Genomic DNA, 2,429 nt, shown 5'->3' with positions numbered 1-2,429 from the left:
CTCCATAAATATACTGGGCGTACCGGATTTAATAGATAAACTCAAGAAATGGAAGTCACCTTACAAAAGGAAAGGTTATTTTAGTTTTAAAACGAGTTATTACAGCCATTATTACGGCTTTAATGAAAAAGAGTTACCAATTGCAGTCTAAAAAATAGTGTGCCGTAGAACGAAGGTATTGAAGTTTACAAGAGCTTTTAAAAGCGAAATTGTGAAAAAAACAAGGTTTTTTCACAGCCTGACGTCTTGGCGCTTGGCGAGGTTGGGGTATAAATATGCGAGATTTTTCCATTAAACACAAATTTTCCAAGTACAAAACCATCTTTAAATTAAGCCTAAAACCCCAATCTCGCCAAACGGCTGTTGGCAGAAGGATTTTTATGTTTTTTTCATTAAGCGATAATTTTATCTTTGATTTTTTCTTTTAATATTTCGATTGTATTTTCAAATGAAGTTATTACTAAAATATCATAAACTTCTTTTCTTAATAATTGAATCTCATCAAAATTAAAATAGTAAAAAAACTCATCTTTATTATCTGATTGTTCGTATTTTTTAAAAATTTTGTTTGCATAGTAAGTAATTAATTCACTTATGTTTTCTATAAATAATTTATTTTCTATTATAAGATTATAATAAATATCAAATAGTTCAATTTCGGAAAAATATATTAATTCACGACTGAGCCCGTATCTATTTCTTATTTTAGAAGTTATTCCATGAAATGTAAAAAAATCTTGCTGTCCTGCACATCTACCTTGCGGACAAAAACAATCTTTAGTAGAAATTTCATTTTTAATTATTTCTTTTATAAAAACTGTTTGAAATATGCATCCTGATATAACATTTAAAATTGAAAAAGAAGTTTTGTCAATATCTTCAACTAAAACTTCATATTTTATTGATGGAATTACTTTTACTCCGCCACCCCATTTATGGTCGGAAATTGCAACTTTATGATAAGAAACCCAAAAAGCATCGATTGAAAAATTTTCATCCCTTTTTGTATCTATTAAGTCAATACAAAAGTGACCTAATTCGTGCCATAAAATTCGTTGTAAATCAATTGTAATTTCCATTCTGCTTTTTTTTGTTAAAAAATCAAATTTAATTAAGGCACGATTTTTTCTCAATCTTTCTGCCAACGGTTTTCGGCTTGGCGATGTGGCGGATAAGGAAGCCGAAATTTTCTATTATGACTGAACTTCAAAGGAAGCAAAATTCTTCGATTTAGCACTAAACCCGCCATATTGCCAAACCGATGTTGTGCGATCGCTTTTATTTTTCATCAATAATTTCAGGTATAGTTGGATATGAAGTCATTAAACCAATAATCTTTGGCAGATACCATTCGCGACAAATTTCTTCATACATAGTGCCCAAATTAGTTAATTGATGCCATAGAATAATTACTTTATCTTTTATTTGATTCCATTCTATTTCATCTTTTATCAACAAATCTTTTACAATCAAAATATCTTTTATTGCTTCTGGTAATACAATCCATTCATTATGTTCCCAAATATCAAGTTCCTCTATTTGTGATATAAAATATAATAGTTGAATTTTTATCTCTTCTTTTTCATATTTTTTATCTTTTTCAATTTCATCTCGATATGTCCATACAGGGTAATTTTTGAAACCAAATAAGTGACATATTTCATTTTTTTGGTAAGAGACTTTTGAAAATAAAGCGAGTAATTTCGCTCTTTTCCCATAGAATTTAAGAGCATTATTTGTTATCTCTTGGTTAGATAATTTATTTAAAACTGGAATAGTAATAGTCAGTGAACTTTGTTCCGTATAATTTGGTGTTTTTGGTAATATGATTTTATCGATATAGTCATTAAGAGAAACAAAATATACTTCTTCATTTTTTATATCGACTACAAATAGTAATACTGAAACACTTCCTCCCAAAGATTGGAATGTGTATATTGAATTTGTATCAAATGGATATTTAATAACTTCAATATTTGCGTATGTTTTTTTATTTTCAATCCAAACGCCTTTGGCAACATTTCCTACTTCAAATATTTTTTCGACTTTACACTCTAATTCTTTAACAGATTTTACTTGTACATAAATAAATTCCCCTAATGTTTCAGCAATATTTTCATCTACGATTTCGAAAAGTTCAATGACCAAGTCTATACCATAATCAGGTCTGTTAAATTCTCTTATTACCCAATGTTTTGGAATTTGTCTTTTTATAATTTCGTATGATTCATCCTCCATTATATGTTGAAGAACTCTCTGTTTTTTTCTTGTCATCGGGTTTTTTAAAGTGTCGCACAACGTGTTGTCGCTTGTGGCAGTTGCGTAAATTTAAGACAAAAGATTACAAGTACAAAACTCCTCGTGGAATTTTCGGAGAAAATTCCGAACACAAGCCAAGCCTAGCAATTGCTACAAACGGCTGTTGTACA

The 2,429-nt window shown here is 29.3% G+C and carries 2 protein-coding genes; both read right to left on the bottom strand.

Annotated features, from left to right (window positions below; genetic code table 11):
• Positions 1–392: 392 nt before the first annotated feature.
• Positions 393–1,079, bottom strand: a complete 687-nt coding sequence (locus ACFSX9_RS15780; protein ID WP_379809442.1) for a hypothetical protein — start codon at positions 1,077–1,079, stop codon at positions 393–395.
• Positions 1,080–1,278: 199 nt separating this feature from the next.
• A complete protein-coding gene (locus tag ACFSX9_RS15775; RefSeq protein ID WP_379809440.1) occupies positions 1,279–2,274 on the bottom strand; it encodes a DUF4365 domain-containing protein in 996 nt (331 codons plus the stop codon).
• Positions 2,275–2,429: the final 155 nt, after the last annotated feature.

Source organism: Flavobacterium ardleyense (assembly GCF_042686085.1).
GTDB classification, from domain to species: domain Bacteria; phylum Bacteroidota; class Bacteroidia; order Flavobacteriales; family Flavobacteriaceae; genus Flavobacterium; species Flavobacterium ardleyense.
This window is presented reverse-complemented; position numbering and strand designations above follow the sequence as displayed.

What these genes read in the sequence shown, in the direction of transcription:
- ACFSX9_RS15780 (WP_379809442.1), bottom strand. Translation starts at nt 1,079, where the DNA reads ATGGAAATTACAATTGATTTACAACGAATTTTATGGCACGAATTAGGT.
- ACFSX9_RS15775 (WP_379809440.1), bottom strand. Translation starts at nt 2,274, where the DNA reads ATGACAAGAAAAAAACAGAGAGTTCTTCAACATATAATGGAGGATGAA.